Consider the following 25,326-nt stretch of genomic DNA (forward strand, 5'->3'; position numbering starts at 1 on the left):
GCCCTCAGACCCCGCCCCGCTGACGTACCGTCGATCCGCCGCGGCCCTTCACGACCTCCAGCTGCGCGTGCACCCGTCGTCGCAGGTCAGCGACGTGACTGACGATGCCGACGCTGCGGTCGCGTTCGCGTAGGGAGTCGAGGACGTCCAGGACCTCGTCGAGGGTCTGGTCGTCGAGGCTGCCGAAGCCCTCGTCGATGAAGAGCGTGTCGAGCCGTACGCCGCCCGCCTCGTCGGTGACCACGTCGGCGAGGCCCAGCGCCAGCGCGAGTGAGGCGAAGAACGTCTCGCCGCCCGAGAGGGTCGCCGTGTCGCGCTCGCGGCCCGTCCACGCGTCGACCACGTGCAGGCCGAGCCCCGAACGGCCGCGTCCGGAGCGGTCGTCGGAGTGCACGAGGGTGTAGCGCCCGGACGACATCCGCCGCAGCCGGACCGTCGCGGCGGCGGCGACCTGTTCCAGGCGGGCGGCCAGCACGTACGACTCCAGGCGCATCCGGCGTTCGTTGTCCGCCGAGGTGCCCGCGGCCAGTGCGGCCATCCGCGCCACCCGGTCGTAGGCGGCGCGCAGGGGCGCCAGTCTGCGCGTCCCCGCGGCGGTGCGGGCGGAGAGCCGGTCGAGTTCGGCGCAGCGTCGTGCCGCGGCGTCGCGCGCGGACGCGGCGGCCCGCAGCCGCCGCCCCGCCGCCTCGGCCTCGGCCCGCGCCGCCGGGAGGTCGGCGACCGGCTGCCGCGCGGCGTCGGCCGTGTCCGGTTCGGCGAGGACGGAGCGCACCGCGGCCTCTTCGTTCCGCCAGGCGTCGATGCGGTGCTGGAGTTCGCGGTACCGGGCATCGTCCAGCAGGGCGGCGGCCGCGGCCTCCGGCGTGTCGAACCCGGCGCGGAAGGCGGCGTCGGCGAGTCGCGCGTCGGCCGCCTTGAGGCGCTCCGCCGTGTCCTCGGCGACGCGCGCGGCATCCGCGGCCTCGGTGAGCAGGGCGGTCTGCCGCTCCAGCTGGGCGGCGCGGGCCGCGACGCTGCCGGTGGCCCCGCGCGCGTGGGTCAACTCCGCGTCCAAGGAGGCCTGTTCGCGGTCGAGGGCGTCGCGCAGGGTGGCCCGTGACGCGGCGCGGCGTGCGGCCTCCTGCTGCCCGGCGACCCTGCGGTCGTACTCGCGCCCGGCCTGCGCGAGCGCTTCCCGCGCGGCGTGCAGCCCGGAGGCACGGTCGCGGGCTTCGGCGTGTGCCCGGCGCAACTCCTCTACGGCCACGGCGAGTTCATCGACGGTCGGCTCCCTGCCCGCCTGCGCGCCGGCGGTGCGGTCGGGCTCCGCTCCCACACCGCCCCGCGCCTCCGCCGTCGCCGCGAGCCCCTCCAAGGTCGGCCCCGTATCCCCACACACGCCGACGGAGCCCTCAGGCTCCACCCCCACACCACCCCGCGCCGCCGCCGTCGCCGCCGCCAGCGACGCCTGTACGTCGCCGAGCGCGCGCTCCGCGGCCGTGCGGGAGTCCAGTGCCGCGCGGTAGGCGGCGAGTGCTCCCTCCTCGGCGCCACGGTCCACGTGCCCGGCGGTCTTGCGTGCGGGGGCGGGGTGTTCCGTCGCCCCGCACACCGCGCATGGTTCGCCGTCCGTCAGGTGCGCGGCTAGTTCGGCGGCGATGCCGGTGAGGCGCTGTTCCTTGAGGGCGAGCCAGTGTTCGTGCGTGGCGGTGGCGTGTTCGCGGGCGGTGAGGGCGCGGTCCTGGGCCGCCGCCGCGTCCCGGGCGAGCCGGTCGCGGCGGCGGGCCGCGTCCAGGCGGTCCTGGGCGGGTTCGAGGCGGCCCGCCAGGCGCTCGGCGTGCGTCGCGGCTTCCTGGGCGGACTCGACGCGTTCCTGAAGGGTGGCCCGGGTCTCCTCCCAGTCGTCGAGCCAGCCCGACGCGTCCTGCAGCAGATCGTCGTCGGCCCGCTCCTGCCGGTCCAGCGCCGCCCTTTCTGCGGTGATGTCGGCGAGCCGCTGCTCGGCACGCCGGGCGGAGCCGAGGCCACCCAGCTCCTCGGCGGCCTTGCGCGCGGCGGCGGCGAGGCCCGCCGCGCCGGCGGCCTCGAACGTCGGGGGGAGGTGTCCACGCGCGCGTGCCTCCTCCCGCGTGGCCCGGCGGTGCTCCGCCTCGGCGGCCTCACGCAGCCCGAGCGCGGGCGCGACGGTCTCGGCCTTGCGCGCCCGCTCCAGGCGCTGCTCGTACTCCCGCTGCTCCGGCTCGCGGGTGTGGAGTTGTGTGGCGCGCTCCTGTGCCTCGGCGAACCGGGCCTGCAGCCGGTCGAGTTCGCGTACGTCACCCAGTCGGCGTTCCGCGGCGGCCTGCGCGGATTCGGCGGCGGTGAGCGCGCAGTGCGCGATGGTGAGGCGCTCGCGCGCTCCCGCGCGGGCCACGGCGGCCCAGGCGAGGATCTCGGTCGCGAGGCCCGGGTCGCCGGGCGCGAGGTCGGGCAGCGGCAGTTCGGCGTCCTGGCCGCCCTCCACCGCGGCCTGCTGCATGCGGTGCGCGTCGGCGAGGAGCGCCGCGTCGCCGTCCTTGACCTCGGCCTCGGTGGTGCGCCGCTGCTCGGCGAGCCGCTGCTCGACGGCGGCGAACCTGCGCGTGTCGAAGAGCCGCCCGAGCAGCTTGCCGCGCGCCTCCGCGTCCGCGCGGAGGAAGCGCGCGAAGTCGCCCTGTGGCAGCAGCACGACCTGACAGAACTGCTCCTTGCTCATGCCGAGCAGCTGGGTGATCTCCTCGCCGATCTCCTGGTGGGACCGGCTCAGCTCCTTCCAGCCGCCCGCCCGCGTGCCTTCGCGGAGCCAGCTCTGCGCTTTCTCCGTGGTCGTGCCCGTGCCCCGCTTCTTGGGCCTCGCCCACGGCGGCTGACGGGTGATCTCCAGGCGGCGCCCGGCGACGGTGAGTTCGAGGCACACCTCCGTGCGCGTGCCCTGCGGCGCGTGGTCGCTGCGCAGCGACATGCCCTGTCCGCTGCCCTGCCGCGCTCCCGGCACCGACCCGTACAGCGCGTAGCAGACGGCGTCGAGGACGGAGGTCTTGCCCGCGCCGGTCGGGCCGTGCAGCAGGAAGAGCCCGGCTGCGGACAGCTCGTCGAAGTCGATGTCCTGGGTGGTGCCGAAGGGTCCGAAGGCGGTGACGCGGAGCCGGTGGAGTCTCATCGGGCGACCTCGTGCAGGGTGTCTTCGGTGCGGACCGCGTCGAAGGCGGACCGCAGCACCGCCTGCTCGTGCGTGTCGGGCCCGGCGCCGCGCACATGGGCGACGAAGTCCTCGGCGATCTGCTGGTCGCTGCGGCCCTGGAGGCGCTGGGCGTACGAGACGTCGGGGTCGTCGGGGGCCCGGTCCGGGTCGAAGACGAGGCTGAGGGTGTGCGGGAACCGCTCGCAGAGCCGGGCCATGGGGTCGTCCGGGCGCACCGCGTCGGTGAGGGTCGCCTCCACCCACGCCTCCTCGTGCCGCGCGAGGCGGGGGTCGTCGAGGAGCTCGTCGAGCGTGCCCCTGACGCGGGCGAGCGCGCGCGGCACCGGGCAGTCGACGCGCTCGGCCTCGATCTGCCCCTCGGGGCCGAGGTCGACCAGCCACATGCTCTTGCGGTGGTCGGCTTCGGAGAAGGAGTACGGCAGCGGGGAGCCGGAGTAGCGTACGCGCGCGCCCAGCGTCTGGCTGCCGTGCAGATGACCGAGCGCCGCGTAGTGGACGCCTTCGAAGACGCCGGCGGGCACCGCCGCGACCCCGCCGACGGTGATGTCCCGCTCGCTGTCGCTGGCCTGGCCGCCGCTGACGAAGGCGTGGGCGAGCACGACGGACCGGGTGCCCCGCGCGCGGGTGGCGAGGTCGGCCCGCACGCGGTCCATGGCGGCGCCGATGACCGCCTCGTGGCCTGCCTTCTCCACCCCGAACTCGTCCTTGACCAGGGCGGGTTCGAGGTAGGGCAGGCCGTAGAACGCCACGTCCCCGTGGTCGTCGGTGAGGATCACGGGCTCTCCGCAGGCGGCGGGGGCGGTGCGCAGGTGGATGCCGGCGCGGTCGATGAGGCCGGCGCCGACGCCGAGGCGGCGCGCCGAGTCGTGGTTCCCGGAGATCATCACCGTCGGTACGCCGAGGTCCGCAAGCCGGTGCAGCGCGTCGTCGAAGAGCTCGACCGCCGCGAGCGGCGGCACCGCCCTGTCGTACACGTCCCCGGCCACCAGGACGGCGTCGACCTCGCGCTCGCGCACGGTCGTCGTCAGATGACCGATGAACGCGGCCTGGGCGTCGAGCATGTTCACGCGGTGGAACGAGCGGCCCAGATGCCAGTCGGACGTGTGCAGCAGCCTCATGATCCCCGAGACTAACGGGCGGGTCGGACATCACGGGCGGCTACTCCCGTAACCGTCGTCCCGTCCAAGGCCCCGGCTTCGCGGGGCGCCGCGCGTCAGGCGTCCCCGTACGCCTCTCCCCCGAGCTCGAACACCGCGCTGCCCGCGGTGGCGTCGGCCAGCCAGCCCCGGAAGGCGTCCACGTCGGCGTCGGGCAGACCGATCTCGATGGTGACCGCGTCGCTGTAGCGGACGTCACGCACTTCACGGCCCGCCGCCCGCAGATCGTTCTGCAACTTGCCCGCGCGCTGGTGGTCGACGGTGACGGTGGCGAGGCGGAAGCGGCGGCGGGTGACGGTGCCGAGGGTGTCGAGCGCCTCGCCGACCGCTCCTCCGTAGGCGCGGATGAGTCCGCCGGCGCCGAGCTTGACACCTCCGTAGTAGCGGGTCACGACCGCGGCGACGTACCGCATGTCGCGGCGCGTCAGCATCTGCAGCATCGGGACGCCCGCCGTGCCGCCGGGCTCGCCGTCGTCGCTGGCCTTCTGGATCGACGCGTCGGCCCCGATGACGTAGGCGAAGCAGTTGTGGGTGGCCGTCGGGTGCTCCTTGCGGATGCGCGCGACGAAGTCCTGGGCCTCCCGCTCGGTGGCCGCGGGTGCCAGGGCGCACAGGAACCGCGAACGGTTGATCTCGGTCTCGTGCACGCCCTCGCGGGCCACTGTGCGGTACTCGTCCTGCATCACGCCAGCGTAGGCGCTCGCCGTGCGCCGCCCGCACCGGGAGCGGCGCCGGGTGGCACAGGTCACTGTCCACGCGCGCGTGGCCTCTGCCCGGTACGGTGATCTCTCGTGACGTCACCCTCGATACCCGTGCGCCAAATCCCGGAAGCCCCGGGCCCCTTGGCATCCCTGCTGGCCGCCGTGCCGGTCACCGTCGTCGAGACACATGACGACCCCGCCGACGCCGTGCTCTTCCCCGAGGAGGAGGCGGTGGTGGCGAACGCGGTGGCCAAGCGGCGCAACGAGTTCACCACCGTGCGCCACTGCGCCAGGACCGCGCTGAACCTCATCGGCGTGCCGCCCGCCCCCATCCTGCCGGGGCAGCGTGGCGCGCCCCGCTGGCCGGCCGGTGTCGTCGGCAGCATGACGCACTGCGCCGGGTACCGCGCGGCGGTCGTGGCCCGCGCCGGTGAGGTGACCTCGCTCGGCGTCGACGCGGAGCCGGGCGAGCCGCTGCGCGACCCGGACGTCCTGACCTTGATCGCCGACGAGACGGAGCGTGCGGCGCTCGCCCGGCTCGGTGCCCGGTATCCGGGCACGCCCTGGGACCGGCTGCTGTTCAGCGCCAAGGAGTCCGTCTACAAGACGTGGTTCCCCCTCACCGGGCGCTGGCTCGGCTTCGAGGACGCCCACGTGGAGCTGGAGCCGGACGGCACGTTCACCGCGCGGCTGCTCGTCGAGGGGCCCGTGGTGGAGGGCGTCGAGCTGAAGGTGTTCTCGGGTCAGTGGATCGTCCGGGACGGGATCGCCGCCACGGCCATCGTCCTGCCGCTGACGTCGGCCGTGGCCCGTCGGTCCTGACGTCCGGGCCCCGCCGTGCCGCCGTGTCTCACTCCAGTCGGCCGAAACGGCGGGCGGCCCACAGCAGCACGCCCAGGCCCAGGAGCGCGAGGAGACCGATCTCCAGTGCGGCCGGGACCTGCCAGTCGCCCCAGCGCACCCCGGTGGCCGTGGGGCCGCCGGGGACGTGCCGCGCGATGCTTCGGCGCAGCACGTCGACGGCGTACGCCAGGGGGTTGAGGGCGGTCAGCTGGGCGAGCCAGCCGGGCAGGGTGGTCAGCGGGAAGAACGCCCCGGAGAGGAAGAGCAACGGCATCAGGGCCAGGCTGAGCAGGATGTGGAAGGACTCCACGCTGCGGATGCCGAGGGCCAGTGCCGCCGCCAGGACGGTGAGGACGAACGACGTCAGTGCCATGGTGGCGAGCAGCGTCAGGAGCAGTACGGGCTGGTAGGGCAGTCCGACGACGCCCGCGGTGGCCAGCAGTACGGCGCCCTGGACGGTGGCTTCCACCGTCCCGCCCAGGCAGCTTCCGCAGAGCAGGGTGGAACGGCGTACGGGGGCCATCAGGGTCTCTCGGAGGTAGCCGCTCTCGCGGTCGGAGATCAGTCGCATGCCGACCGTCACCGCCGGGGTCTGCACGGTCATCACCAGCACACCTGGGAAGAGGTAGGCGCGGTAGTCACCGCCTACGGCCGTCGCGGGCACCAGGGCCGCCAAGCCTCCTCCGAGGAGAAGGAGGAACAGCAGGGGCTGCACCAGCATGAGGGCTGTCTGCGCGGGCTGGGCGAACATGCGCAGCAGGTTCCGCAGCACGAGGGCATGGACGGCGCGCAGCTCTCGTACCAGTGGGGATGCGGCTTCGGTGGGGGGAGGTGTCGCGGCCGGGGGCGGTACCGGGCGTTCCGCGGGCGCCGTCACCGGCCACCGCCGGCACCGGGGTCGGTGTGGGTGATGAGGCGGCCGGTGTGGTGGAAGAAGACGTCGTCCAAGGTGGGTTCCGTGAGGGTGATGGCGTGCACGCGGATGTCGCGGGCGGCCAGGGCGGCGCACAGCCGGGGGACCTGCCGCGCGCCCTCCGCCACGGCGACGGTCAGACCGGTCGGTCCCGCGACCGGGCGCAGGGCGAGGTCCTGCCGCAGCACGGCCGCCGCCGCGGTGTCGTCGGCGGTGCGTACGCGTACGTGGTCGTCGCCGATCGCGGCCTTCAGCGCCGCCGGAGTGCCGTGGGTGACGACACGGCCCCGGTCGAGGATGGCGAGACGGTCGCAGTGTTCGGCCTCGTCCAGGTAGTGCGTGGTGACGAAGACGGTGGTGCGCCGGTCGGCTCGGAGGCGGGCCAGGTGGTCCCAGACCTGGACGCGGGCGTGCGGGTCGAGGCCGACCGTGGGTTCGTCGAGGAAGAGCACGCCCGGTTCGTGGAGCAGGGCGCGGGCGATCTCCAGGCGGCGGCGCAGCCCTCCGGAGAGGGTGCGTACGCGGTCCCGGCGGCGCGCGGTCAGCTCGGTGAGTTCCAGGAGTGCCGCGCTGCGGGCACGGGCGCGGGCGCGGGACAGGCCGTACAGGCGGGCGTGGAGATAGAGGTTGCGTTCCGCGCTGAGGTCCGGGTCGACGGCGCTGTGCTGGAACAGCAGGCCGACGCCGCGCCGTACCTGCTGCGGCTGCGTACGGATGTCGGCCCCCGCCACGCGTGCGTGCCCCGAGGTGGGGCGGGCCAGGGCGCAGAGCATCGCGATGGTGGTGGTCTTGCCGGCGCCGTTGGGGCCCAGGAAGCCGAACGTCTCCCCGGCGCGTACGTGGAGGTCGACCCCGCGGACCGCCTCGGCGCCGGGATAGTGCTTGGTCAGGCCGTGGGCGCAGATCGCGTACGGGCCCGCGTCACCGGTGTGCTTCTTTTGACGTGGCACGCTCCACCCCGCAAGCTGGAAGAAGAGGGAAAAAACACCCTATATGTGGCATGTCGTCGTTGCCGCGACGGCCAGAGAGCAGGAGGAAGGTGAACCATGATGCGCCTGCGCTACACGCCTCCGAAGATCGTCAGGATCGGGCGAGTCGAAAAGCTGACCGGGCAACTGCGTCGGGGTGTTCCCGACTTGCTCGGCCACGGCAACATCCTCTGACCGATCCCAGGACAGGGGCGGGGCCGCCTCTGGCTCCGCCCCCGGCCATGGGGCGAGCTCAGGAGCGCGATGGCCGGCCAGTGCCTCACGGAATTCCCCGGGTGTTCCGGGCGGATCGCCGCCGGTACGGGCACCGTGGAACACACGTACGCGCCGTTCGACGCCCGCCGTGCCGACCACCGCCCTGGCAGCCGGGTCCGCCAGTGGGTTCCGGTGGGCGCCGCTCTCTCGGATGTTGTCCCGCAACCCGTACCCAACACCTTGCTCGCCCTCGCGGGCCCCTCGCCGCGTGAGCTGACGCCGGAGCGTGCGGAGCGGGTGATCCGGGACGTCGAGCGCGGCCAGTACACCGCGCTCCGCCGACTGCCCCCGGAACTCGCCGGTGCCGTCGCGACGCCCCGCCGTGTCGTACTCTTCCGCGGCGTGTGCAGCGCCGACCAGCTTTTCTTCCGTACGTCGGGCGGCTGGACACAGTGGTCCAGTGACCCTCGTGATCTGCTCGACGGCCAGCCGGAGTTCGACCACGAGACGCTGTGGCGTGCCTGCCGTGGCGAGGACGTATTCGTCTTCCCAGGAATGGACCGGCTGCTTCCCGGCCGCCTCGCGGTCGCGGACGGCTGGTCCGCGCGCGCCGAGACCTACGACGCCATCAGCCCACTCCCGCTGCCGCACCGCACCTCCCTGCGCCGGTACGCCGACCTCGCCTATGAGTTGCTGCTGGAAGAGACCCGCCCTTACGCGTACGCCGGTCACATCGGCGTCCTGCTCTCCGGAGGCGTCGATTCGGCCGTCGTGCTGGCCGCACTCGCCGACCACGGGGCCGATGTGACCGCGTATCACATGCACAGCGTCGACCCGCTCGCCGACGAGTGGCCACGCGCGCGTGAGGTGTGCCGCGGACTGTCGGTCCCTCTGGTGACGGTGGACCCGCCCGGTGAGGACGAGTCCTACTTCCCCGTCGGGCACGACCACCCGCTGCCCTTCAACCACGTCTGGTTCCGCCGCCTCGATCTGACGGCCCGCCGGATCGCCGAGGACGGGGTGCGGACGGTACTCAGCGGCCTGGACGGGGACGTCGTCTTCGGGCCGCTGCGCTACGGCCTGTACGACGTCGCGGTCGCGGACGTGCCGTGGCGCGAACGACGGGCCATGATCAACGGCCTGCTCAGTTCCCGGTGGGAGCTGAGCAGGGTCGCCCGCAGTATCCGCCCCGGCCACTCGCTCTACGACGACGCGGAAGCGACCGCCGAGACCGAGCGCGCGAGCGACTTCCTCGTCCCGGTTCCCGGCGCCGACGCCGAACGCTACGAACCGGACTCCGCAGCACAGGAGCACACCCTGAACATGACGGTCTGGCGGCCGTACGGCATCCACTGCGCCAAGCCCTGGGGCGGCAGGGAACTGCGCCGGCTGGCGGCCCGGCTGCCGAACGCCTACCGGGTGATCCCCCACGCCGGCCGGACCATCGACAAGCCCGTACTGCGTCTCGCCGCCGCCCGCCGGGGCCTTCCCTCCCTCGTGTGGCGGCACTACGGGCGGGACTGGCTCGGTTCGCCGGACGAGACGTGGTGCCTGCGCCATCCGGACGCCGTCGCGGACGTACTCGGCGGTCCCGACGCCCGGCTGACCGCTCTGGGCGTCGTCGATCCGCGCCGCCTGGCCGCCGTACTCGCCGACCCGCGCGCGTTGCGTCGCAACGCGGAGAATTTGCTGTGTACGGCCATGGTCGAGTTGTTCCTGCGCGACCTGGCGCACAAGCTCGCCCCGGTGCCGAGGGAGTGAACGCACCGCGCCACGGAGCGATGGGCACGCGCCGTGCTCCTGACCTCGCGAGAGGAGACCGAAATGCCGCTGATCCAACTGGCGGAGCAGACAGTCTTTGACCCCGCCGACGGTACGGGGGTGCTCCTGGACACCGCCGAGGGCGTCTACTTCGAGCTGAACCCCACAGCGACCCTCATGCTGGAGGCGGCCCTGCGCTGCGAGACGTACGACGAGGCCGTCCACGACCTCACCGAACGCATCGACGCCTCCGACGGTGAACTGCGCGAGGGCATCCGGTCGCTCGCCGCCCAGCTCTACGAGAGCCGTCTCACCGCCCCGGGCGACGGTCAGCCAGGGGCCGCGCCATGAAGTCCGGGGCGACCGCGGACTGGGCCTTCCTGCTCTGGGGCGACGACGCGGCCGGGCCCGTACCCCGTACGCCCCTCCCGGTGCGGCTGGCCGCCGCCGCGCACACGGCACGCGCGTTGCGGACCCTGAGAAGGCGCGGCTGGGGTGTGGCGCAGTCCCGTCTGCGGGATCTTCGAGTGCCCCCGGGCGCTCACCGCGACCTGCCGGAGGCGACAGCGATCCGCCTCGCCCGGCACGAGCTGCCCCACTGTCAGCTCGTGGTACGGCTGTTCGACCCCGACGCGCTCTGCCTGTCCAGGTCATTCGCGCTGGCCGTCCACTTGTCGGCACTCGGACTGCCGGCCGAGATTGTGATCGCCCGGCAGCGTTCGTCGATCGGCGCGCGGTTCGCCTTCCACTCCTGGACGGAACTGCACGGCGAGGTCCTCAACGACGTCCCAGCCGTCCAGAGCGGCCATACGGTGCTCCAACGGGTGGGGTGCGCCGCCCTTGTCTGAGCCCGTCCCGCGGCTTGGTGCCGCGTGGCTCTTGCGCCGGACGATGCCCGTGTAGTCCGCTGACCCCCATGGGAAAGAGGAGCATTGCCGCAATGACCACCGCCCTTGTCGCGGGGTCCCTTCTGACGGGCGTACCGAATGCCGGTGCGCAAGCCGCCGAGCATGGCGCCGACAGTCCGTCGCCACGTGCCGGGTCACCACTCGCTCCGGGGGTCGACCTGGACACCGTGACGATTCCGGAGTTACAGGCGCGCATGGCGGACGGTTCGCTGACCTCGTCGACGCTGACCCGGGCCTACCTGCGGCGGATCGAGAACATCGATCCCAAGATCCACTCGGTGCTGCGAACCAGCCCGACGGCCCTGCGCCAGGCGGCCGACAGCGACGCCAGGCACCGACGTGGTAAGACCCTTGGGCCGCTGGACGGCATCCCCGTTCTGCTCAAGGACAACGTGAACACCCGTGACATGCCGACGACGGCCGGCTCCCTCGCGCTCGCCGGGAGCCCACCCCCCACCGATGCCGCGCTGGTGACCCGGCTACGGAAGGCGGGGGCGGTGATCCTCGGCAAGACCAACCTGTCCGAATGGGCCAACTTCCGCGGCGCGAAGCCGACATCGGGGTGGTCGGCGGTGGGTGGACAGACCAACAACCCGTACGTCCTCGACCGGAATCCGTGCGGATCGTCGTCCGGCTCCGCCGCCGCGCTCGCCGCGTCGTTGTCGCAGGTGGCGATCGGCACCGAGACGGACGGCTCCATCGTGTGCCCGGCCGGGATGAACGGCGTCGTCGGCCACAAGCCCAGCCTCGGTCTGGTCAGCCAGTCGGGCGTGGTGCCGATCTCCGCCGAGCAGGACACTGCCGGGCCCATGGCGCGCAACGTGATCGACGCCGCGCTCACGCTCTCGGTGCTGAGTGATCGCGAGGGCTCACGTGGTGACGGCACTCGCCCTGGTCGCCTTGAAGGTCTCCCGGGCCTCCAAAGCCGCCCCGGACCGCCTGGCCTCCCGTCCAAGGACGCGGTGGCGGACCAGAGAGGCAGCGGCCTGCGCGGCAAGCGGATCGGCCTGTGGCGCCTGCCCTCGCTCGGATCCGACGTGGACGCGGTGATGACCCGTACGGCGAAGAAGCTGCGCAAGGCCGGAGCCGTGGTCGTCGAGGTGACACCCCCGTACCAGGCACGGCTCGCCGAGCTCGAATTCCCCGCGCTGCTCAGCGAGTTCCACCGGGACATCGACGCCTACCTCGGCACGCGCGAAGGACCCCGAAACCTCGCCGAGCTGATCGAGTTCAACCGCGCCCACCCCGGGGAACAGACCTGCTTCGCCGGCCAGGAGCTGTTCGAACAGGCCCTCGCCGCGCCGCCCACCACTGATCCCAAGTACCGGGCGACGCGCGCCGAATTGAAGGACCTCTCCCGGCGCTCCCTCGACGAGACCATGGCCGCCCACCGCCTGGACGCCATCGCCGCGCCCGCGAACCCGCCCGCCTGGACGACCGACTGCGCGCGCGGCGACAACGACGTCATCCCCTCCTCCACACCGGCAGCCGTCGCCGGATACCCGTCCCTCTCGGTGCCCGCCGGGTCCGTGCACGAACTGCCGGTCGGCCTGCTCCTGATGGCCGGTGACCACCAGGACGCCAAGCTCCTGTCTCTGGGAGCCGCGGTGGAGCACCGGCTGAAGGCCTGGCGAGCACCGCGGTACCTGCCGACGGTCGGGTCCGGCGCGTCACGGTGAACGCGGGGACGCGTGCGTGACGGGCCAGGGACAGAGAAGATGGAGCGTGCGGCGTGAGCCGAGTGCGCCCCGTCGGCTCCCCCCTGCCCTGGCCGTCGCTCTTCTCCAGCAGGGCCGCCAACGGGGTGTCGGCGCGCAGGTCGGAACGTTTTCGCCCTTGTTCGCACACCGGTCATCCAGCTGTACGGTTTTAAACGAAACCGGCGTTTAGCGATGCGCCCAAGCGTCTGTATATACCTTTTCATATTGTCGTACTTTCTTTCGCGGCCTTGTCACACCTTCCGGTTATGCACATAGCTGGGTGCTGCGACCACTTCCTCGCCCCGGGGTCCCCGATGGGCCCCGAGCAGGTTGACGGAGCCCCGCGCGCCGCCGACCAGGGAAGGGGTCGTCAAACCTCCATCAGAGGAGAGGTCATGAAGAAGGCTTACGAGGCGCCGGCGCTCGTCCGGCTCGGGACGTTCCGCAAGAAGACCGGGCTGCTGCAGAGCTCCGGCAATGACCGACTCGTCCTGAGCAAGAACTGACGACCGACCGTTTCTGAACCGACGTCATGACAGAACTGCACGAGAGTGCGGGGACGGGCCCCGGCGACGCGCACTTCACGGTCTTCAGCGACCGTGCGGACGCGGCCGCCGTGGCCCGCTCCTTCGCCCACCCCGGAGCACGCGTCCTCAAGCACTCCTCCGGCCGGCCGTGGCTGGTGGGGCAGTGGGACGACGAGGAGATCGTCACGGCGCGCGTCGGCCGCGCCGCCCTGGCCGTAGTCGGCTGCTGCCCCGTCGACACCGCTGAACTGGAGGCTCATGCGGGGCGGCTGCGCGATCCGGCGGAGCTGGACGCGTTGGCCCGCTCCCTGCCCGGCAGCTTCCACCTCGTCGCCGCCCTGGACCAGCAGCTCAGGGTGCAGGGCACCGCGTCCGGGCTCCGGCTGGTCTTCCACGCCGCCGTGGACGGCGTGCCGGTGGCCGCCACGCGCGCCGACGTCCTCGCCACCGCGCTGGGCCGCGACCCCGACGAGGAACAGCTCGCCGTCCGACTGCTGTGGCCGGTCCCCTACCCGCTCTTCGAGACGTCCCTCTGGCGCGGTGTCACCGCTGTTCCGCCGCAGGACGCGCTGATCGTCGCCGCGGACGGGCGGACCGTACGCCACAAGCGGTGGTGGTCCCCGCCGGAGCCGGTCCGTACGCTCGCCGACGGCGCCCCGCTGGTCCGCGAGGCCCTCGCCGCGGCCGTCGACGTCCGTACCCGCCAAGGCGGCGTGGTCAGTTGCGACCTGTCCGGCGGCCTGGACTCCACCTCCATCTGCTTCCTGGCCGACCGGTCCCCCGCCAAGGTGGTGGCCAGCACCTGGCCGGGGCGCGACCCCGCCGACACCGATCTGTACTGGGCCGAGCAGGCGACGCAACACCTGCCGGACGTCGAGCACGTGGTGTGGGACGCGGACGCCTCACCGCTGGTCTACGACGATCTCCTGGGCATCGACGACCTGCTCGACGAACCGACCATCGGCGTCATGGACCGTTCGCGGGTGCTGCACCATCTGCCGAGAATGGCGGAGCTGGGCAGTCGGCTGCACCTGACGGGCATCGGCGGCGACCACGTGGCCTGGTGCTCCGAGGCGTACTACCACCGGCTGGCGCGCGGCCGCCCGCGGTTCGCGCTGCGGCAGCTGCGCGGCTTCCGGGCCCTGTGGCAGTGGCCGCTCGGCGCGACGGTCCGCGCCCTGGCCGACTCCCGCCCGTACGGGAAGTTCCTCGCCGACGCCGCCGGTCAGCTGCGCGACCCGCTCCCCGCCACGGTCACCACCAGCCTCGGCTGGGGCATGCCCCCACGCCTCTTCGACTGGGTCACCCCCGACGCCGAACGCCTGGCCGTGCGGGCACTGCGAGAGGCCGCTTCGACAGTCGCTCCGCTCCACCCCGACCGCGGCCTGCACACCGATCTGGAACAGATCCGCTCGTGCACGCGCATCATCCGCCAGTGGGACCGCATGGCGGCCCGCGCCGGTGTACCGATGGCATCGCCGTTCCTGGACGACCGCGTCATCGAGGCGTGCCTCGCGATCCGGCCGGACGAACGCGTCACGCCCTGGGCGTACAAGCCCGTCCTCACCACCGCGATGCGCGGCATCGTGCCCGAGGCGTGCCTGCGGCGCACCACGAAGGCCGCCGCCTCCATGGACGCCGCCGACGGACTGCGTCGGCACCGCGCCGATCTGCTGACGCTGTGGGAGAACTCCCGGCTGGAACAGCTCGGCCTGGTCGACGGCGACGCGCTGCGCCGCCTCGCGCAGCGGCCCTCCGCCCCCGGGCTGCGCGACGCCATCCTCTACTCCACCATCGCCACCGAAGTATGGCTGCGTGGCCTCTCCCCCGCGCGTACCCGCTAGGCCCGCCACCGGAGAAAGGCAGTCACCCACCATGGCACTGCGGTTCGACCCCGATGTCTCCACCGCGGAGACCGACTACGGCACAGTCCTCCTGGACCAGCGCAGCGGCGACTACTGGGAGCTCAACCCCACCGGAACCCTGGTCGTGAAGACCCTTCTCGACGGCGGCGGGGAAGCGGCGGCCGTCGACGCGCTCGTCACGGAGTTCGACATCGGCCGGGCCCGCGCGGAGCAGGACGTCGCGGCTCTCGTGCGGGAACTGCGCGAGTCGGGGCTCGCCTCATGACGACACCGAGCGCCTTGGAGCGGCCCACCGGCGTCCCCTTCCTCCGGCGCGTGGCCGCCCGCCTCGTGCTGCTCCCGGCCGTCGCGCTCTCGTTGCTGCCCCCGCGCCGGATCCGCGCCGTCCTCGGTGTCGTACGCCGGGGAGCCACGCCGGCCACCGCCGTGCAGGCGAAGAACGCCCGGGACGCGATGTGCGCGGTCAGCCTGCTCTGCGCCGGCCCGAAGGGGTGTCTGCCCCGCTCTCTGGGCGCGGCCCTGCTCTGCCGCCTGACGGGCGGTTGGCCCACATGGTGCACCGGGGCGAGCGTGGTGCCTCCCTTCAACGCGCACGCCTGGATCGAGGCGGAGGGCCGGCCCATCGGCGAACACATGCCCGACGACTACTTCGCGCGGCTGCTCGCGGTGGCGCCCCTGACCGCGAACCGGCCGCCGCGCCCATGACGGACCCCCGGACGGAGGCGCCGGACCGCTCGACACGGGCCGCGGTGGCCACCATGTACCGGCTCACCACCGGGCATCGGGCCTCCATCGTCGTGGCCACGGTGCTCACCCTCGTGGGTTCCGTCCTCGGGCTCGCCCAGCCTCTCGTCGCCAAGCAGATCGTGGACGCGGGCGGCCACGGAAGGGCGTACTGGCCACTGCTGCTCCTCCTGGCCGCGCTGTTCATCGGCGAGGCGGCCACCGGCGCGGTCGGCCGCTTCGTCCTGGAACGCATGGGTGAGAGGGTCGTACGCCAACTCCGCCACGGTCTGGTCGCGCGACTGCTGCGGCTGGAGATGCGGGAGTACGACCGCCACCGCACCGGTGATCTGATCTCCCGCGTGACCGCCGACACCACCTTGCTCAGGGAGGTGGTCTCGCAGGCTCTCGTCGACCTCGTCACAGGAGCCCTCGTCGCGGCCGGCGCGATCGCCCTGATGATGTGGATCGATCCGTTGCTTCTTGTCCTGGTCGCCCTGACCGTGGCCACCGCGGCCGCGGTCGTGGCCTCACTGCTGAAGGGCATCCGCGCCGCCTCCGAGCACATGCAGAGCTCCGTCGGCGCGATCGCCGCCGACCTGGAGCGCGCTCTCGGCGCGCTGCCGATGGTCCGCGTCCACCGGGCCGAGGACCGCGAGGCACAGCGCGTCGGTGAACGCATCGACTCCGCCCACGACGCGGGCGTACGGACCGCGAAGCTCGCGTCGCTGATGAGCCCGGCGGTCGAGCTCGCGGTCCAGGGCTCCTTCCTGCTCGTCCTGGTCATCGGCGGCCTGCGCGTCACCGGCCACGCCAACTCCCTCGGCGACCTGGTGGCTTTTCTGCTGTACGCCTCCTACCTCGTCCTGCCCCTGTCGTCGGTGTTCCGCGCGGTCGGCCTGATCCAGCGCGGCATGGGCGCCTACCAGCGCATCGAACAGGCCCTGAACCTCCCCGTGGAGCCCTCGCCCCCCGGGCGCCCGACCGCGCGGGCGCGCACGTGCGTGGCGGCCGGGCAAGCCGCTTCGCACAAGGAGGCCGCCCTCGCGCTGCGGGACCTCACCTTCGGCTACGACCCCGACCGGCCGGTCCTGCGCGGCGTCACCTTCTCGGTTCCGCACCGGAGCCAGACCGCCCTGGTCGGCCGGTCGGGCGCCGGGAAGAGCACGCTCTTCGCTCTGGTGGCCAGGTTCTACGAACCGGACTCCGGAGACGTCCTCTTCGCCGGGCGGCCCGCCACCGAACTGACCCGCGCGCAATGCCGTGAGCGGATCGCCGTCGTCGACCAGAGCACCCATGTCGTGCACGGCACCCTGCGCGACAACATCACCTACGCCGTGCCCGACGCCCCCGAGGACGAGGTGCGGCGCGTCATCGAGCTGGCCCGGCTGGACGATGTCGTACGACGGCTGCCGGGCGGCCTGTCCGGCATGCTCGGCGACCGGGGCAACACTCTCTCGGGAGGCGAGCGCCAGCGCATCGCCCTGGCCCGCGCCCTGCTCGCCCGTCCCGAACTCCTCCTCCTCGACGAGCCCACCTCTCACCTCGACGCCATCAACGAGACCGCGCTCACCACGGTGATGAAGGACGTCGCGCGGGAATGCGCCCTGTTGGTGATCGCCCACCGGCTCTCCACCGTCCGGCACGCCGACCAGATCGTCATCCTGGACCACGGGCGCGCCACCGCGGGCGGAGGTCACGAGGAACTCCTCGACGGCAGCCCGCTGTACCGCGAACTGGCGGCCGGACAGATGCTCCGCCCGCGCACGAGACTCTGAGCCGAGGCTCGTATCGGGCGGCACCGTCGGCCGAAGCGCTCAGGCCTCGTCGCCGCTCGCCAGCGTGGCCCAGAACATCTCCTCGTAGCGCTGCACCAGCCGCCCATAGCGCAGGTGCGCCGCTGTGACCCGGCCCCGGTCGAGGCCCGCCTGCACCGCGGCGAGCGCCAGCCGGTCCAGCTCCGGCGCGGGTTCGGCGAAGAGGTCGAAGAACCCGCAGGCCTCGTCGCCGAAGCCGTGCCGTTCGCGCAGCGCCCGGGCGATCGTCGCGCAGCAGCCGCCCCAGGAGGCGAAGTTGGCGGTGAGCGCGAGGACGACATCGGCCGGTTCGCCGTTCAGCGCGAGCCAGGCGGCATAGGCGGGGTAGGCCTGGCAGCCCGCCCGCGGTTCGTACGTCGCCGCTTCGTCCCGGCTCACCCCGCAGGCCGCGAGCAGCGGGACGAGCCGTGCCTGGGCGAGCGTCTCGCCGTCGGCCAGGGCGTCGAAGAAGGCCGCCGACTCCGGGTCCTTGGCCTCGGCCGCCCGCCCGGCCAGGTGCTGGAAGGAGCGGCGGTCGGCGGGGATGACGTGCCGCTGCTCCAGGGCGAGCACCGCGAGCGTGCGGGGCGCGGCCGTGCCGTCCGCGATGCGCGGGACGAGCGGGTTGGCGTCCGGGGCGAGCGCGAGGCGGGCGGACGTGCTCCGCAGGAGTTCGTGTGCCGTCGGGGTCATCGCACGCACCTTCCGCTGGGCGGGAACTTCTCGGTACGCCTGCTAGTTTCTACTCTGTTGTAGAAATTGGCGAGGCCGCGGACGCGCACACAGCGACCGGGGCCGACGCCGTGCACCCCTGATACATCGATACGTTTATGGAGTTCCCCATGGCCCTGTGGGACCGCGTCAAGGAATCCGCATCGACGATGCAGACCCAGCTGATGGCGAAGAAGAACGACCTCAAGAGCGGCGCCTTCCGCGACGCGAGCATGGCGATGTGCGCCCTGGTGGCGGCCGCCGACGGCACCGTTGATCCCGCCGAGCGCCTGCGCGTGGCCCAGCTGATCGGCACGAACGAGGTGTTGCAGAACTTCCCGGCGGACGACCTGCGCCGCCGCTTCGACGCTTGTGTCGACAAGCTGACCGCCGACTTCGCGTTCGGCAAGGTGAGCGTCCTCCAGGAGGTCGCCAAGGCGAAGAAGAAGCCCGCGGAGGCCCGCGCGGTCATCCAGATAGGCATCGTCATCGGCGGCGCCGACGGCGACTTCGACAAGGACGAGCAGGCCGTGGTGCGCGAGGCGTGCTTCGCGCTCGACCTGCCGCCGCACGAGTTCGACCTGTAGCCGCCGCGGCGCGGGGCCGGTTCAGAGCGGCGTGGCCGCGCGCAGGATGAGGACCATCGTGACCGCGGAGTTCGCCGAGGACATCGCGGACACGGCGGTGCCGAACGCCGCGCACCACAGGGCGAGACCCACCGCCGTGAACAGGGAGGGGCGCGTGCGGGCGGCGGGCGCCGGGGCGAGCAGCGCGGCGACGCGGCGCGGCACGGGCCCCGGCGCGGCGAGCCCCGCGAGGGTCGGCGCGGGCACGCCCCGTGAGACCAGGGCGGCCTTGCCGATCGCGCGGGCGACGACCCGCCGGTCCCGCACGGCCCGCGCCGCCGCCTCGTCGGCCCACCGTTCCGCGGTGAAGGCGACGGAGGTGCGCAGCGGCCGCAGGAACGGATTGGCGCGGGCCGCCAACTGCGTGACCAGCAGGTGCCGGTGGTGCCGTGCGGCGAGGTGGGCCCGCTCGTGCGCGAACAGCGCGCGCCGCTCGGGGGCCGCGAGCCGGGCCAGCATGCCGGTGGTGACCACGACACGGCCGCCGCCGCGCGAGGGAAGCGCGTACGCGTACGACGTGTCGTCGGCAAGCACGGCGACGGACGTGCCGGGCAGCCCTTCCAGGGCGCGGCGCCCCCGGTGGCGTACGCGCGCGTGCCGCCACAGGGTGCGCGCGCACGCGGCGCACACGGCGAGGAGCGCGGGGATCGCGGCCTTCCCCGCGACCTCGTCGAAGGGGACGGCGGCGCGCACCTCGGGGTCGGACCAGCCGTCCGGCAGGGGATTTCCCGGCAGCTGGGCGGTGCCGACGACCATGAGGAGCGCCAGGCAGAGCGTGCTGCACACGGCCATCACTCCGGCGACGGCGGTGAGCACACGCGTGGCGGTGCGCGGGTGGAGGTGCTGCTCGGCGAGGCGGGCGACCGGCCAGGCGGTCAGCGGCAGCACGAGCGGCAGGAAGACGAAGACGCCCATCAGGCAGGAGCTCCCATCGGGTGTCAGTCGTCCGTCTCGGCGCCCGCCCGCCCGAGCAGCTCGCGCAGGAGCTGCTCGTCGTCGGGCGTCAGCGTCGTGACGAAGCTGGCGAGGACCGCCTCGCGGTCGCTCTCGCCGTCGAGCACCTTGCGCATGCGGAAGGCCGCGAGGCCCGCCTCGTCGGAGGAGGACGTCCACGCGAAGGACCGGCCCGCGCGCTCGCGGGTCACCACGTCCTTGGCGAGGAGGCGCGTCAGGATCGTCATCACGGTGGTGTACGCGAGGTCGCCGCCGATCCGCTCCTGCACCCAGGCGGCGCTGACCGGGCCGCGGGCGGCGTGCAGCGCGGCGAGCACCTGCTGCTCCAGCTCGCCCTGCGCGCGGCGGCGCAGGCGTGGCCGGCGCTCCTCGCGCTCCTCGTGGTGCTTCATGCCCGGGCTCCCTCCGGCCTCTCCATGCTCCGCGGCGGCCCGGGAGCGCCACATCGTAACGGGCCCGAGCCGCCCCACCCACTTCTACATTCCTGTAGATTCTACGGAACCACCATCCGGAACGAAGCAGCACCCGGAACAACGAATCAGTACCCAGAACTCGGATCTCAGGAGGACATCGTGGGAGTTTCCCTGGCCAAGGGCGGCAACGTCTCGCTCAGCAAGGAGGCCCCGGGCCTCACCGCCGTACTGGTCGGCCTGGGCTGGGATGTGCGCACCACGACCGGCACCGACTACGACCTGGACGCCAGCGCGCTGCTCTGCGACGACTCCGGCAAGGTCGTCTCCGACCAGCACTTCATCTTCTACAACAACCTGACGAGCCCGGACGGTTCCGTCGAGCACACGGGCGACAACCTCACCGGTGAGGGCGAGGGCGACGACGAGGCCGTGAAGGTCAACCTCGCTCAGGTGCCCGCCCAGATCACGAAGATCGTCTTCCCGGTGTCGATCCACGACGCCGAGAACCGCGGCCAGAGCTTCGGCCAGGTCCGCAACGCCTTCATCCGCGTGGTGAATCAGGCGGACGGCGTGGAGATCGCGCGTTACGACCTCTCGGAGGACGCGTCGACGGAGACCGCCATGGTCTTCGGCGAGCTCTACCGCCATGGCGCGGAGTGGAAATTCCGTGCGGTCGGCCAGGGTTATGCCAGTGGGCTGCGGGGCATCGCGACGGACTTCGGCGTGCATGTCTGATCGCGGCCTCTGACGGCATCCGGCCGCGAGCCTTGAGGAGGCAGGTCATGTACGGCGACCAGGAGACGGTGCGCAAGATCCTGACGGAGCTGGGCGACACCTGGGCGGTCGTGGGCCTGTCCGGCAACCGCGACCGGGCGGCGTACGGCGTCGCGGCCGTCCTGCGGCGCTTCGGCAAGCGCGTCGTGCCGATCCACCCGAAGGCCGAGACGGTCCACGGCGAGCAGGGCTACGCGTCCCTGTCCGCCGTGCCGTTCCCGGTCGACGTGGTCGACGTGTTCGTCAACAGCCACCTGGCCGGCCAGGTGGCCGACGAGGCCGTGGCGGCCGGCGCGAAGGCCGTGTGGTTCCAGCTCGGCGTGATCGACGAGTCGGCGTACGGACGGACGCGTGCGGCGGGCCTCGACATGGTCATGGACCGCTGCCCCGCCATCGAGATCCCGCGGCTGGGCTGAGCGACCGACGCGCCGGGGCCGACCCGACCCGCGCCCTCAGAACCGCCTCTCGGGCCAGTCGAGCAGGCGCGCCCCGATCACCGCGGTCTGCAGCGTGTAGCGGTGCACGGAATCCGACGGGTTGGCGCCGGTGAGCTTGTGGATGCGTTCCAGGCGGTACGTCAGGGCGCGCACGCTCAGCGCCAGCCGTCGGGCGGCCTCCGCCGCGACGCAGCCCGAGTCGAAGTACGCGGCGAGCGTGTCGATGAGCGGCTGCGCTCCGCCGCGGGCCTTCTGCAGCGGGCCGAGCGTGTTGAGCACGAGGTCGGCCATGGCCTGCCGGTCGCGGGTCAGGACGGGGTAGACGAGCAGGTCGGCCGCGCGCAGCACGGGTCCGTCGAGCTCCAGACGCTCCGCGAGGTCCAGGGCGTTGAGGGCCTCCTCGTACGACTGGACGACGCCGCCGGGGCCTGGCTGCGGGCGGCCGATGGCGACGCGGCCGCCGTCGGTGGCGGCGTACGCCTGTTTGGCGAAGAAGGCCAGGACCTCGTCCTGGTCGCCGGGGGCGACGCACACCAGGCGGCCGTCCTTGGTGGTGAGCAGGATGCTGCGGTCGCCGAAGCGGCCGATGAGGGCCCGCTCGACCTCGCGGGGGACGGCGTGCCCCTCCTCGTACCCGTCCCGGCCCTCGGCGACGGCGACCGCGTGTTCGTAGGAGAGACGCAGTCCGAAGCGTTCCGCGCGTTCGGCGAGCAGGCCGAGGTCGCTGCGTCCGTAGAGCAGGTCGTCGATGAACTCCCGCCGCGCCGCCTCCTCTTGGCGTACGGCGAGGCGTTGGGCACGTTCGTAGCCCTCGGCGAAGGCGTCCACGGCCTGCTCCGCGGCGGCCAGCGCACTGTCGGCGGAGACCGTGGCCCCGGCGGGCCAGTGGGCGCGCGTGGCCGCGAGGTGCGCGCCGACCAGCGCCCGGAGGCCGAGACCCGCGTCGGCGGCCCGCTCCCCCAGTGCGCGCCGCGAATCAAGCTCGTCGCGGGTCAGGCGCCGCCCTGTCGACGAGGCGGCGGCGAGGATGCGGGCATAGCCGTCGAGATACTCCTCCGGTATGTCCTGCCCCGTCATGCCCGCCCCTGTCCGTCGCTTGCTGAACCGTTGATGTCTTTTGATCTCTTTCTAACGCATGGCGGGTCGACGTCACGCACGGCGGGTCGACCTCACGCATGGCGGGGTCGACGGGCGGAACCGGCGGCCGGAACAATCCGCGGCCACCGGCCGTTGGACGGGTCATGCCTCTGACTGGAGAGTACGACCCCGGTACGTGGGACTGGGCGAGCAAGCAGGCCGAGTTGTACGAGAGCTCCGGCGGCACCGACGGCACGACGATTATGGGCAAGCCCGTCGTTGTGCTGACGTCGGTCGGCGCCAAGAGCGGAAAGCTGCGGAAGAACCCCCTGATGCGCGTCGAGCACGACGGGGAGTACGCGGTGGTGGCGTCCAAGGGAGGCGACCCCGCGAACCCGTCCTGGTACCACAACCTCGTCGCCCACCCGCATGTCGAACTGCAGGACGGCCCGGTGAAGAAGGACTACCGCGCTCGCCTCGCCACCGGCGAGGAGCGCCGGGCCTGGTGGGAGCGGGCGGTTGCGGTGTGGCCGGACTACGGCGACTACCAGAAGAAGACGACGCGCGAGATCCCGCTCTTCATCCTGACGCCGTTCGAGGCTGAGTGAGTGCCTGAGCGGTGTCTGAGTGACCGTCCGGGACGCGTGGCCGTGGGATGCCTCAGCGACTGGGTGAAAGCCCGTGTCCTCGCGCAACCTCTTCTGTAGCGGGCCAGTTGACCCGGCGTCGGCATCCGAACCGGTGCCGGGTCATCCAGAGAAGGAGCGCTCAGCGAAATGAGCTCTACGAACGCGAAGGTGCTGGCCGGGTCGGTGCTGACCTTGGCCGCGACGGGCATGACGGTCACCCTCGCCATGGCCGACGAGTCGCCCCAGGGCAGCGACTCGCAGAGCGTCGAAATCATTCGTGACGTCTGTCCCACCGTTCAGGACATCGACGTCATCGTCCCCGCCGAGGTGCTGGACGAGGCTCGCGCCTTCCAGTGCAACGAGATCCGTCAGAAGTCTCATTACGAGGACGAGTCCGGCGGGCCCGCGCTGCCGCTTCTGGGAACGGTCCAGAACTGACGCCGACGCCGCCCCGGCCGCGCGACGGCCGGGCGCTCCTCCGGTCGCCCCCGGTGCTCACGGCTCCTGTCCGCGCCGACGCGCCCGGTACGCACGCAAGTTCGCCGCGTTCCCGCACGTCTTCACGTCATGCCACACCCCGCTGTTGTTCCGGGACCGGTCGTAGAACGCCACCCGGCACAGCGGGTTGCGGCAGGTCTTGAGGCGGCGCGCGGTGTCCGTTCGCTGAGCGTCGTACGTCGCCGCGAGGGCCAGCGTGACGAGGTGGTCCGCGCCCGTGCCGTGCGGCTCCAGGCGTACGAAGCCGTCCTCGCCCAGGCGCAGCGCGGCCTCGCCGGAGTGTGCCGCGACCGGCGCCAGGGTCCCGGTCTCGCCCTGCCCCTGCCCCTCCCCCGCCACGAGTCTTCCCAACGTCTCGCGGAACGAGCGCAGTTCACGCGGCCCCTTGGCGTCCAGGGTGACGCGCGGCGTGGCCCGGCCGGTGGCCGCCGCCCACTCGGCGGCGGCCTCATCCACCCATGACTGCGCCTCGGTGAGTCCGTCGAGCAGGTCGGGGTGCGGGGGCGCACCGGCGGCGACCGTGTTGAGCAGGTCCTGGACGAGGCCGAGGCCGCCGGGCGCGGGCTCCAGGCCGTACCGCGTGGTCGCGGACCAGGTCATCGTGGATCACTCTCCGGGGGGGGCGGACGGACCCCCACTCTTTCACGCGGACCGCACGCCCCTCTCACACCAGAGCGTCCAGGCGTGAGGCGTCGTACGGCACCGCCTCGTCCAGGCGGCCGGTGAGCGCCTTGGTGGGCCACTCGGGGTCGGCGACCAGGGCGCGGGCCACGGCGACGAGGTCGAACTCGTCGCACTCCAGGCGGTCGAGGAGCGGGCCGATGCCGGTGACGCCGGACCGCTGGGTACGGCCCGGCGCCCCGGCGAACTGCTGGGCGAGGCCGACGGAGCCCACGGTGATCGACGGCTTGCCGGTCAGCTTCTTCGCCCAGCCCGCGAGGTTCAGTTCGCTGCCGTCGAACTCGGGGAGCCAGTAGCGCCGCGTGGAGGCGTGGAAGGCGTCCACGCCCGCCGCGGCGAGCGGTGTGAGCAGGCGCTCCAGTTCGTCCGGGTCCTCGGCGATGCGGGCGTCGTAGTGGTCGGTCTTCCACTGCGAGAGGCGGAACAGGACCGGGAACCCGGGCGAGACCGCGGCGCGCACGGCGGCGACGATCTCGGCGGCGAACCGCGAGCGGGAGGCGTGGTCCCCGCCATAGGCGTCGTCGCGGGTGTTGGTGCCGTGCCACAGGAAGGTATCGATCAAGTAGCCGTGCGCGCCGTGCAGTTCGACGCCGTCGAAGCCGATGCGCTCGGCGGTGGCGGCCGCCTCGGCGAAGGCCTCGACGACCGCGTCGATATCGTCGAGCGTCATGGCCCGGCCGTGCGGGCGCCCGTCGAGGCCGACCCCCGACGGCCCCTCCGCGGGGACGCCGAGCGGCGGGACGGCGTCGGTGCGGGCCACGCCGGTGTGCCACAGCTGAGGCATGATCCGGCCGCCCGCCTCGTGCACGCGCTCAGCCACCCGTGCCCACCCGGCCAGAGCCTCCTCGCCGTGGAAGTGCGGCACGCGGTCATAGGCGGCGGCCGCCTCCCGCCCCACGTAGGTGCCCTCGGTGACGATCAGCCCGGCACCGCCCGCGGCGCGCCGCGCGTAGTACGCGGCGACGTCCTCGCCGGGCACGCCCCCCGGCGAGAAGCGCCGGGTCACGGCGGCCATCGCGATGCGGTTGCGCAGCGTCAGGCCGCCGAGTGTGAAGGGCTGCCCCAGAAGGCGTGCGGCACGGGACCGTGAAGAGGCTGGAAAAGTCGAAAGGGCGTCCATGGGCATGGCCTGCTCCTCTGCTCTTGAGCACGAGATCTTGAAATAAGCGTAATGCCTTTGCCTATGTCGCATGCGCCCGGCGTGAGTCTGGCCTCGGTCCGGGGACGTGACGTGTGCCGCAAACGGCGC

Annotated in this window: 27 protein-coding genes; 16 read left to right on the top strand and 11 right to left on the bottom strand. The window is 72.8% G+C overall.

Annotation, left to right across the window (positions count from 1 at the left end; all coding sequences use genetic code 11):
* Nucleotides 1–4: 4 nt before the first annotated feature.
* From ACWDZ7_RS21785 to ACWDZ7_RS21795, 3 genes are all read right to left on the bottom strand, one after another.
* The gene (locus tag ACWDZ7_RS21785; RefSeq protein WP_451799005.1) at nucleotides 5–3,157 is read right to left on the bottom strand and encodes an AAA family ATPase; all 3,153 of its coding nucleotides are present in this window, start codon (nucleotides 3,155–3,157) and stop codon (nucleotides 5–7) included.
* Nucleotides 3,154–4,317: an exonuclease SbcCD subunit D gene (locus tag ACWDZ7_RS21790; RefSeq protein WP_451799006.1), complete on the bottom strand. Its 1,164-nt coding sequence runs from the start codon at nucleotides 4,315–4,317 to the stop codon at nucleotides 3,154–3,156. Before ACWDZ7_RS21790 ends, ACWDZ7_RS21785 begins: the two co-directional genes overlap by 4 nt.
* A 95-nt stretch (nucleotides 4,318–4,412) precedes the next feature.
* On the bottom strand, nucleotides 4,413–5,039 hold the full coding sequence (locus tag ACWDZ7_RS21795; RefSeq protein ID WP_451799008.1) for a YigZ family protein: 627 nt from the start codon (nucleotides 5,037–5,039) through the stop codon (nucleotides 4,413–4,415).
* 159 nt (nucleotides 5,040–5,198) lie between these two features.
* Between ACWDZ7_RS21795 and ACWDZ7_RS21800 the strand changes: the two genes are divergently transcribed.
* On the top strand, nucleotides 5,199–5,879 hold the full coding sequence (locus ACWDZ7_RS21800; RefSeq protein ID WP_451799009.1) for a 4'-phosphopantetheinyl transferase family protein: 681 nt from the start codon (nucleotides 5,199–5,201) through the stop codon (nucleotides 5,877–5,879).
* 28 nt (nucleotides 5,880–5,907) lie between these two features.
* Here the strand turns inward: ACWDZ7_RS21800 and ACWDZ7_RS21805 are convergent, their stop codons facing one another.
* Both ACWDZ7_RS21805 and ACWDZ7_RS21810 read right to left on the bottom strand, forming a co-directional pair.
* On the bottom strand, nucleotides 5,908–6,672 hold the full coding sequence (locus tag ACWDZ7_RS21805) for an ABC transporter permease (protein WP_451799011.1): 765 nt from the start codon (nucleotides 6,670–6,672) through the stop codon (nucleotides 5,908–5,910).
* A 101-nt stretch (nucleotides 6,673–6,773) separates the two neighbouring features.
* A complete protein-coding gene (locus tag ACWDZ7_RS21810; protein ID WP_451799013.1) occupies nucleotides 6,774–7,763 on the bottom strand; it encodes an ATP-binding cassette domain-containing protein in 990 nt (329 codons plus the stop codon).
* Between the two features lie 96 nt (nucleotides 7,764–7,859).
* Between ACWDZ7_RS21810 and ACWDZ7_RS21815 the strand changes: the two genes are divergently transcribed.
* The 10 genes from ACWDZ7_RS21815 to ACWDZ7_RS21860 all read left to right on the top strand — a co-directional run bounded on the left by ACWDZ7_RS21815 (nucleotide 7,860) and on the right by ACWDZ7_RS21860 (nucleotide 17,259).
* Nucleotides 7,860–7,976 (top strand): lasso RiPP family leader peptide-containing protein, encoded by a 117-nt coding sequence (locus tag ACWDZ7_RS21815; RefSeq protein WP_451799015.1) that lies wholly within the window; start codon nucleotides 7,860–7,862, stop codon nucleotides 7,974–7,976.
* 69 nt (nucleotides 7,977–8,045) lie between these two features.
* Complete coding sequence (locus tag ACWDZ7_RS21820) at nucleotides 8,046–9,758, top strand: asparagine synthase-related protein (RefSeq protein WP_451799016.1); 1,713 nt, start codon at nucleotides 8,046–8,048, stop codon at nucleotides 9,756–9,758.
* A gap of 63 nt (nucleotides 9,759–9,821) precedes the next feature.
* Complete coding sequence (locus ACWDZ7_RS21825) at nucleotides 9,822–10,109, top strand: PqqD family peptide modification chaperone (protein WP_451799018.1); 288 nt, start codon at nucleotides 9,822–9,824, stop codon at nucleotides 10,107–10,109.
* Nucleotides 10,106–10,606, top strand: a complete 501-nt coding sequence (locus ACWDZ7_RS21830; protein ID WP_451799020.1) for a lasso peptide biosynthesis B2 protein — start codon at nucleotides 10,106–10,108, stop codon at nucleotides 10,604–10,606. The genes ACWDZ7_RS21825 and ACWDZ7_RS21830 overlap by 4 nt, the downstream gene beginning before the upstream one ends.
* A 68-nt stretch (nucleotides 10,607–10,674) precedes the next feature.
* The gene (locus ACWDZ7_RS21835; protein ID WP_451799021.1) at nucleotides 10,675–12,345 is read left to right on the top strand and encodes an amidase family protein; all 1,671 of its coding nucleotides are present in this window, start codon (nucleotides 10,675–10,677) and stop codon (nucleotides 12,343–12,345) included.
* A gap of 416 nt (nucleotides 12,346–12,761) precedes the next feature.
* Nucleotides 12,762–12,872 (top strand): keywimysin-related RiPP, encoded by a 111-nt coding sequence (locus ACWDZ7_RS21840; RefSeq protein WP_451799023.1) that lies wholly within the window; start codon nucleotides 12,762–12,764, stop codon nucleotides 12,870–12,872.
* A gap of 26 nt (nucleotides 12,873–12,898) precedes the next feature.
* Nucleotides 12,899–14,737 (top strand): lasso peptide isopeptide bond-forming cyclase, encoded by a 1,839-nt coding sequence (locus ACWDZ7_RS21845; protein WP_451799024.1) that lies wholly within the window; start codon nucleotides 12,899–12,901, stop codon nucleotides 14,735–14,737.
* Nucleotides 14,738–14,768: 31 nt separating this feature from the next.
* The gene (locus tag ACWDZ7_RS21850) at nucleotides 14,769–15,023 is read left to right on the top strand and encodes a lasso peptide biosynthesis PqqD family chaperone (RefSeq protein WP_451799026.1); all 255 of its coding nucleotides are present in this window, start codon (nucleotides 14,769–14,771) and stop codon (nucleotides 15,021–15,023) included.
* Nucleotides 15,020–15,463 carry a lasso peptide biosynthesis B2 protein gene (locus tag ACWDZ7_RS21855; RefSeq protein WP_451799028.1) on the top strand — a complete coding sequence of 148 codons (444 nt, stop codon included), beginning with the start codon at nucleotides 15,020–15,022 and terminating at the stop codon, nucleotides 15,461–15,463. Before ACWDZ7_RS21850 ends, ACWDZ7_RS21855 begins: the two co-directional genes overlap by 4 nt.
* Nucleotides 15,460–17,259 (top strand): ABC transporter ATP-binding protein, encoded by a 1,800-nt coding sequence (locus ACWDZ7_RS21860; protein ID WP_451799030.1) that lies wholly within the window; start codon nucleotides 15,460–15,462, stop codon nucleotides 17,257–17,259. The genes ACWDZ7_RS21855 and ACWDZ7_RS21860 overlap by 4 nt, the downstream gene beginning before the upstream one ends.
* 39 nt (nucleotides 17,260–17,298) lie before the next feature.
* Here ACWDZ7_RS21860 and ACWDZ7_RS21865 read toward each other — a convergent pair whose 3' ends face one another.
* Nucleotides 17,299–17,970, bottom strand: coding sequence for a thiaminase II/PqqC family protein (locus ACWDZ7_RS21865; RefSeq protein WP_451799032.1), 672 nt, complete (start codon nucleotides 17,968–17,970; stop codon nucleotides 17,299–17,301).
* Nucleotides 17,971–18,119: 149 nt separating this feature from the next.
* On the opposite strand from ACWDZ7_RS21865, the gene ACWDZ7_RS21870 reads away from it, so the two are divergent.
* Nucleotides 18,120–18,575, top strand: coding sequence for a tellurite resistance TerB family protein (locus tag ACWDZ7_RS21870; RefSeq protein WP_451514803.1), 456 nt, complete (start codon nucleotides 18,120–18,122; stop codon nucleotides 18,573–18,575).
* A gap of 21 nt (nucleotides 18,576–18,596) precedes the next feature.
* Here ACWDZ7_RS21870 and ACWDZ7_RS21875 read toward each other — a convergent pair whose 3' ends face one another.
* The gene (locus ACWDZ7_RS21875; protein WP_451799033.1) at nucleotides 18,597–19,529 is read right to left on the bottom strand and encodes a M56 family metallopeptidase; all 933 of its coding nucleotides are present in this window, start codon (nucleotides 19,527–19,529) and stop codon (nucleotides 18,597–18,599) included.
* Nucleotides 19,530–19,552: 23 nt separating this feature from the next.
* Complete coding sequence (locus ACWDZ7_RS21880) at nucleotides 19,553–19,960, bottom strand: BlaI/MecI/CopY family transcriptional regulator (protein ID WP_451799035.1); 408 nt, start codon at nucleotides 19,958–19,960, stop codon at nucleotides 19,553–19,555.
* A 180-nt stretch (nucleotides 19,961–20,140) separates the two neighbouring features.
* Between ACWDZ7_RS21880 and ACWDZ7_RS21885 the strand changes: the two genes are divergently transcribed.
* Together ACWDZ7_RS21885 and ACWDZ7_RS21890 are read left to right on the top strand one after the other, a co-directional pair.
* The gene (locus tag ACWDZ7_RS21885; protein WP_451514806.1) at nucleotides 20,141–20,716 is read left to right on the top strand and encodes a TerD family protein; all 576 of its coding nucleotides are present in this window, start codon (nucleotides 20,141–20,143) and stop codon (nucleotides 20,714–20,716) included.
* Nucleotides 20,717–20,763: 47 nt separating this feature from the next.
* Nucleotides 20,764–21,171 carry a CoA-binding protein gene (locus ACWDZ7_RS21890; protein WP_451799036.1) on the top strand — a complete coding sequence of 136 codons (408 nt, stop codon included), beginning with the start codon at nucleotides 20,764–20,766 and terminating at the stop codon, nucleotides 21,169–21,171.
* A gap of 36 nt (nucleotides 21,172–21,207) precedes the next feature.
* Here ACWDZ7_RS21890 and ACWDZ7_RS21895 read toward each other — a convergent pair whose 3' ends face one another.
* Nucleotides 21,208–22,269 (bottom strand): PucR family transcriptional regulator, encoded by a 1,062-nt coding sequence (locus tag ACWDZ7_RS21895; RefSeq protein ID WP_451799037.1) that lies wholly within the window; start codon nucleotides 22,267–22,269, stop codon nucleotides 21,208–21,210.
* A 164-nt stretch (nucleotides 22,270–22,433) separates the two neighbouring features.
* Here ACWDZ7_RS21895 and ACWDZ7_RS21900 point away from each other — a divergent pair, with 164 nt between their 5' ends.
* On the top strand, nucleotides 22,434–22,877 hold the full coding sequence (locus ACWDZ7_RS21900; protein ID WP_451799038.1) for a nitroreductase family deazaflavin-dependent oxidoreductase: 444 nt from the start codon (nucleotides 22,434–22,436) through the stop codon (nucleotides 22,875–22,877).
* A gap of 168 nt (nucleotides 22,878–23,045) precedes the next feature.
* Nucleotides 23,046–23,336, top strand: coding sequence for a hypothetical protein (locus tag ACWDZ7_RS21905; RefSeq protein ID WP_451799039.1), 291 nt, complete (start codon nucleotides 23,046–23,048; stop codon nucleotides 23,334–23,336).
* Between the two features lie 57 nt (nucleotides 23,337–23,393).
* Here ACWDZ7_RS21905 and ACWDZ7_RS21910 read toward each other — a convergent pair whose 3' ends face one another.
* Nucleotides 23,394–23,996, bottom strand: coding sequence for a CGNR zinc finger domain-containing protein (locus ACWDZ7_RS21910; RefSeq protein ID WP_451799041.1), 603 nt, complete (start codon nucleotides 23,994–23,996; stop codon nucleotides 23,394–23,396).
* A gap of 64 nt (nucleotides 23,997–24,060) precedes the next feature.
* Nucleotides 24,061–25,203 (bottom strand): oxidoreductase, encoded by a 1,143-nt coding sequence (locus ACWDZ7_RS21915; RefSeq protein ID WP_451799042.1) that lies wholly within the window; start codon nucleotides 25,201–25,203, stop codon nucleotides 24,061–24,063.
* Between the last annotated feature and the right edge of the window lie 123 nt (nucleotides 25,204–25,326).

It is taken from the genome of Streptomyces sp. NPDC003032, from assembly GCF_053591415.1.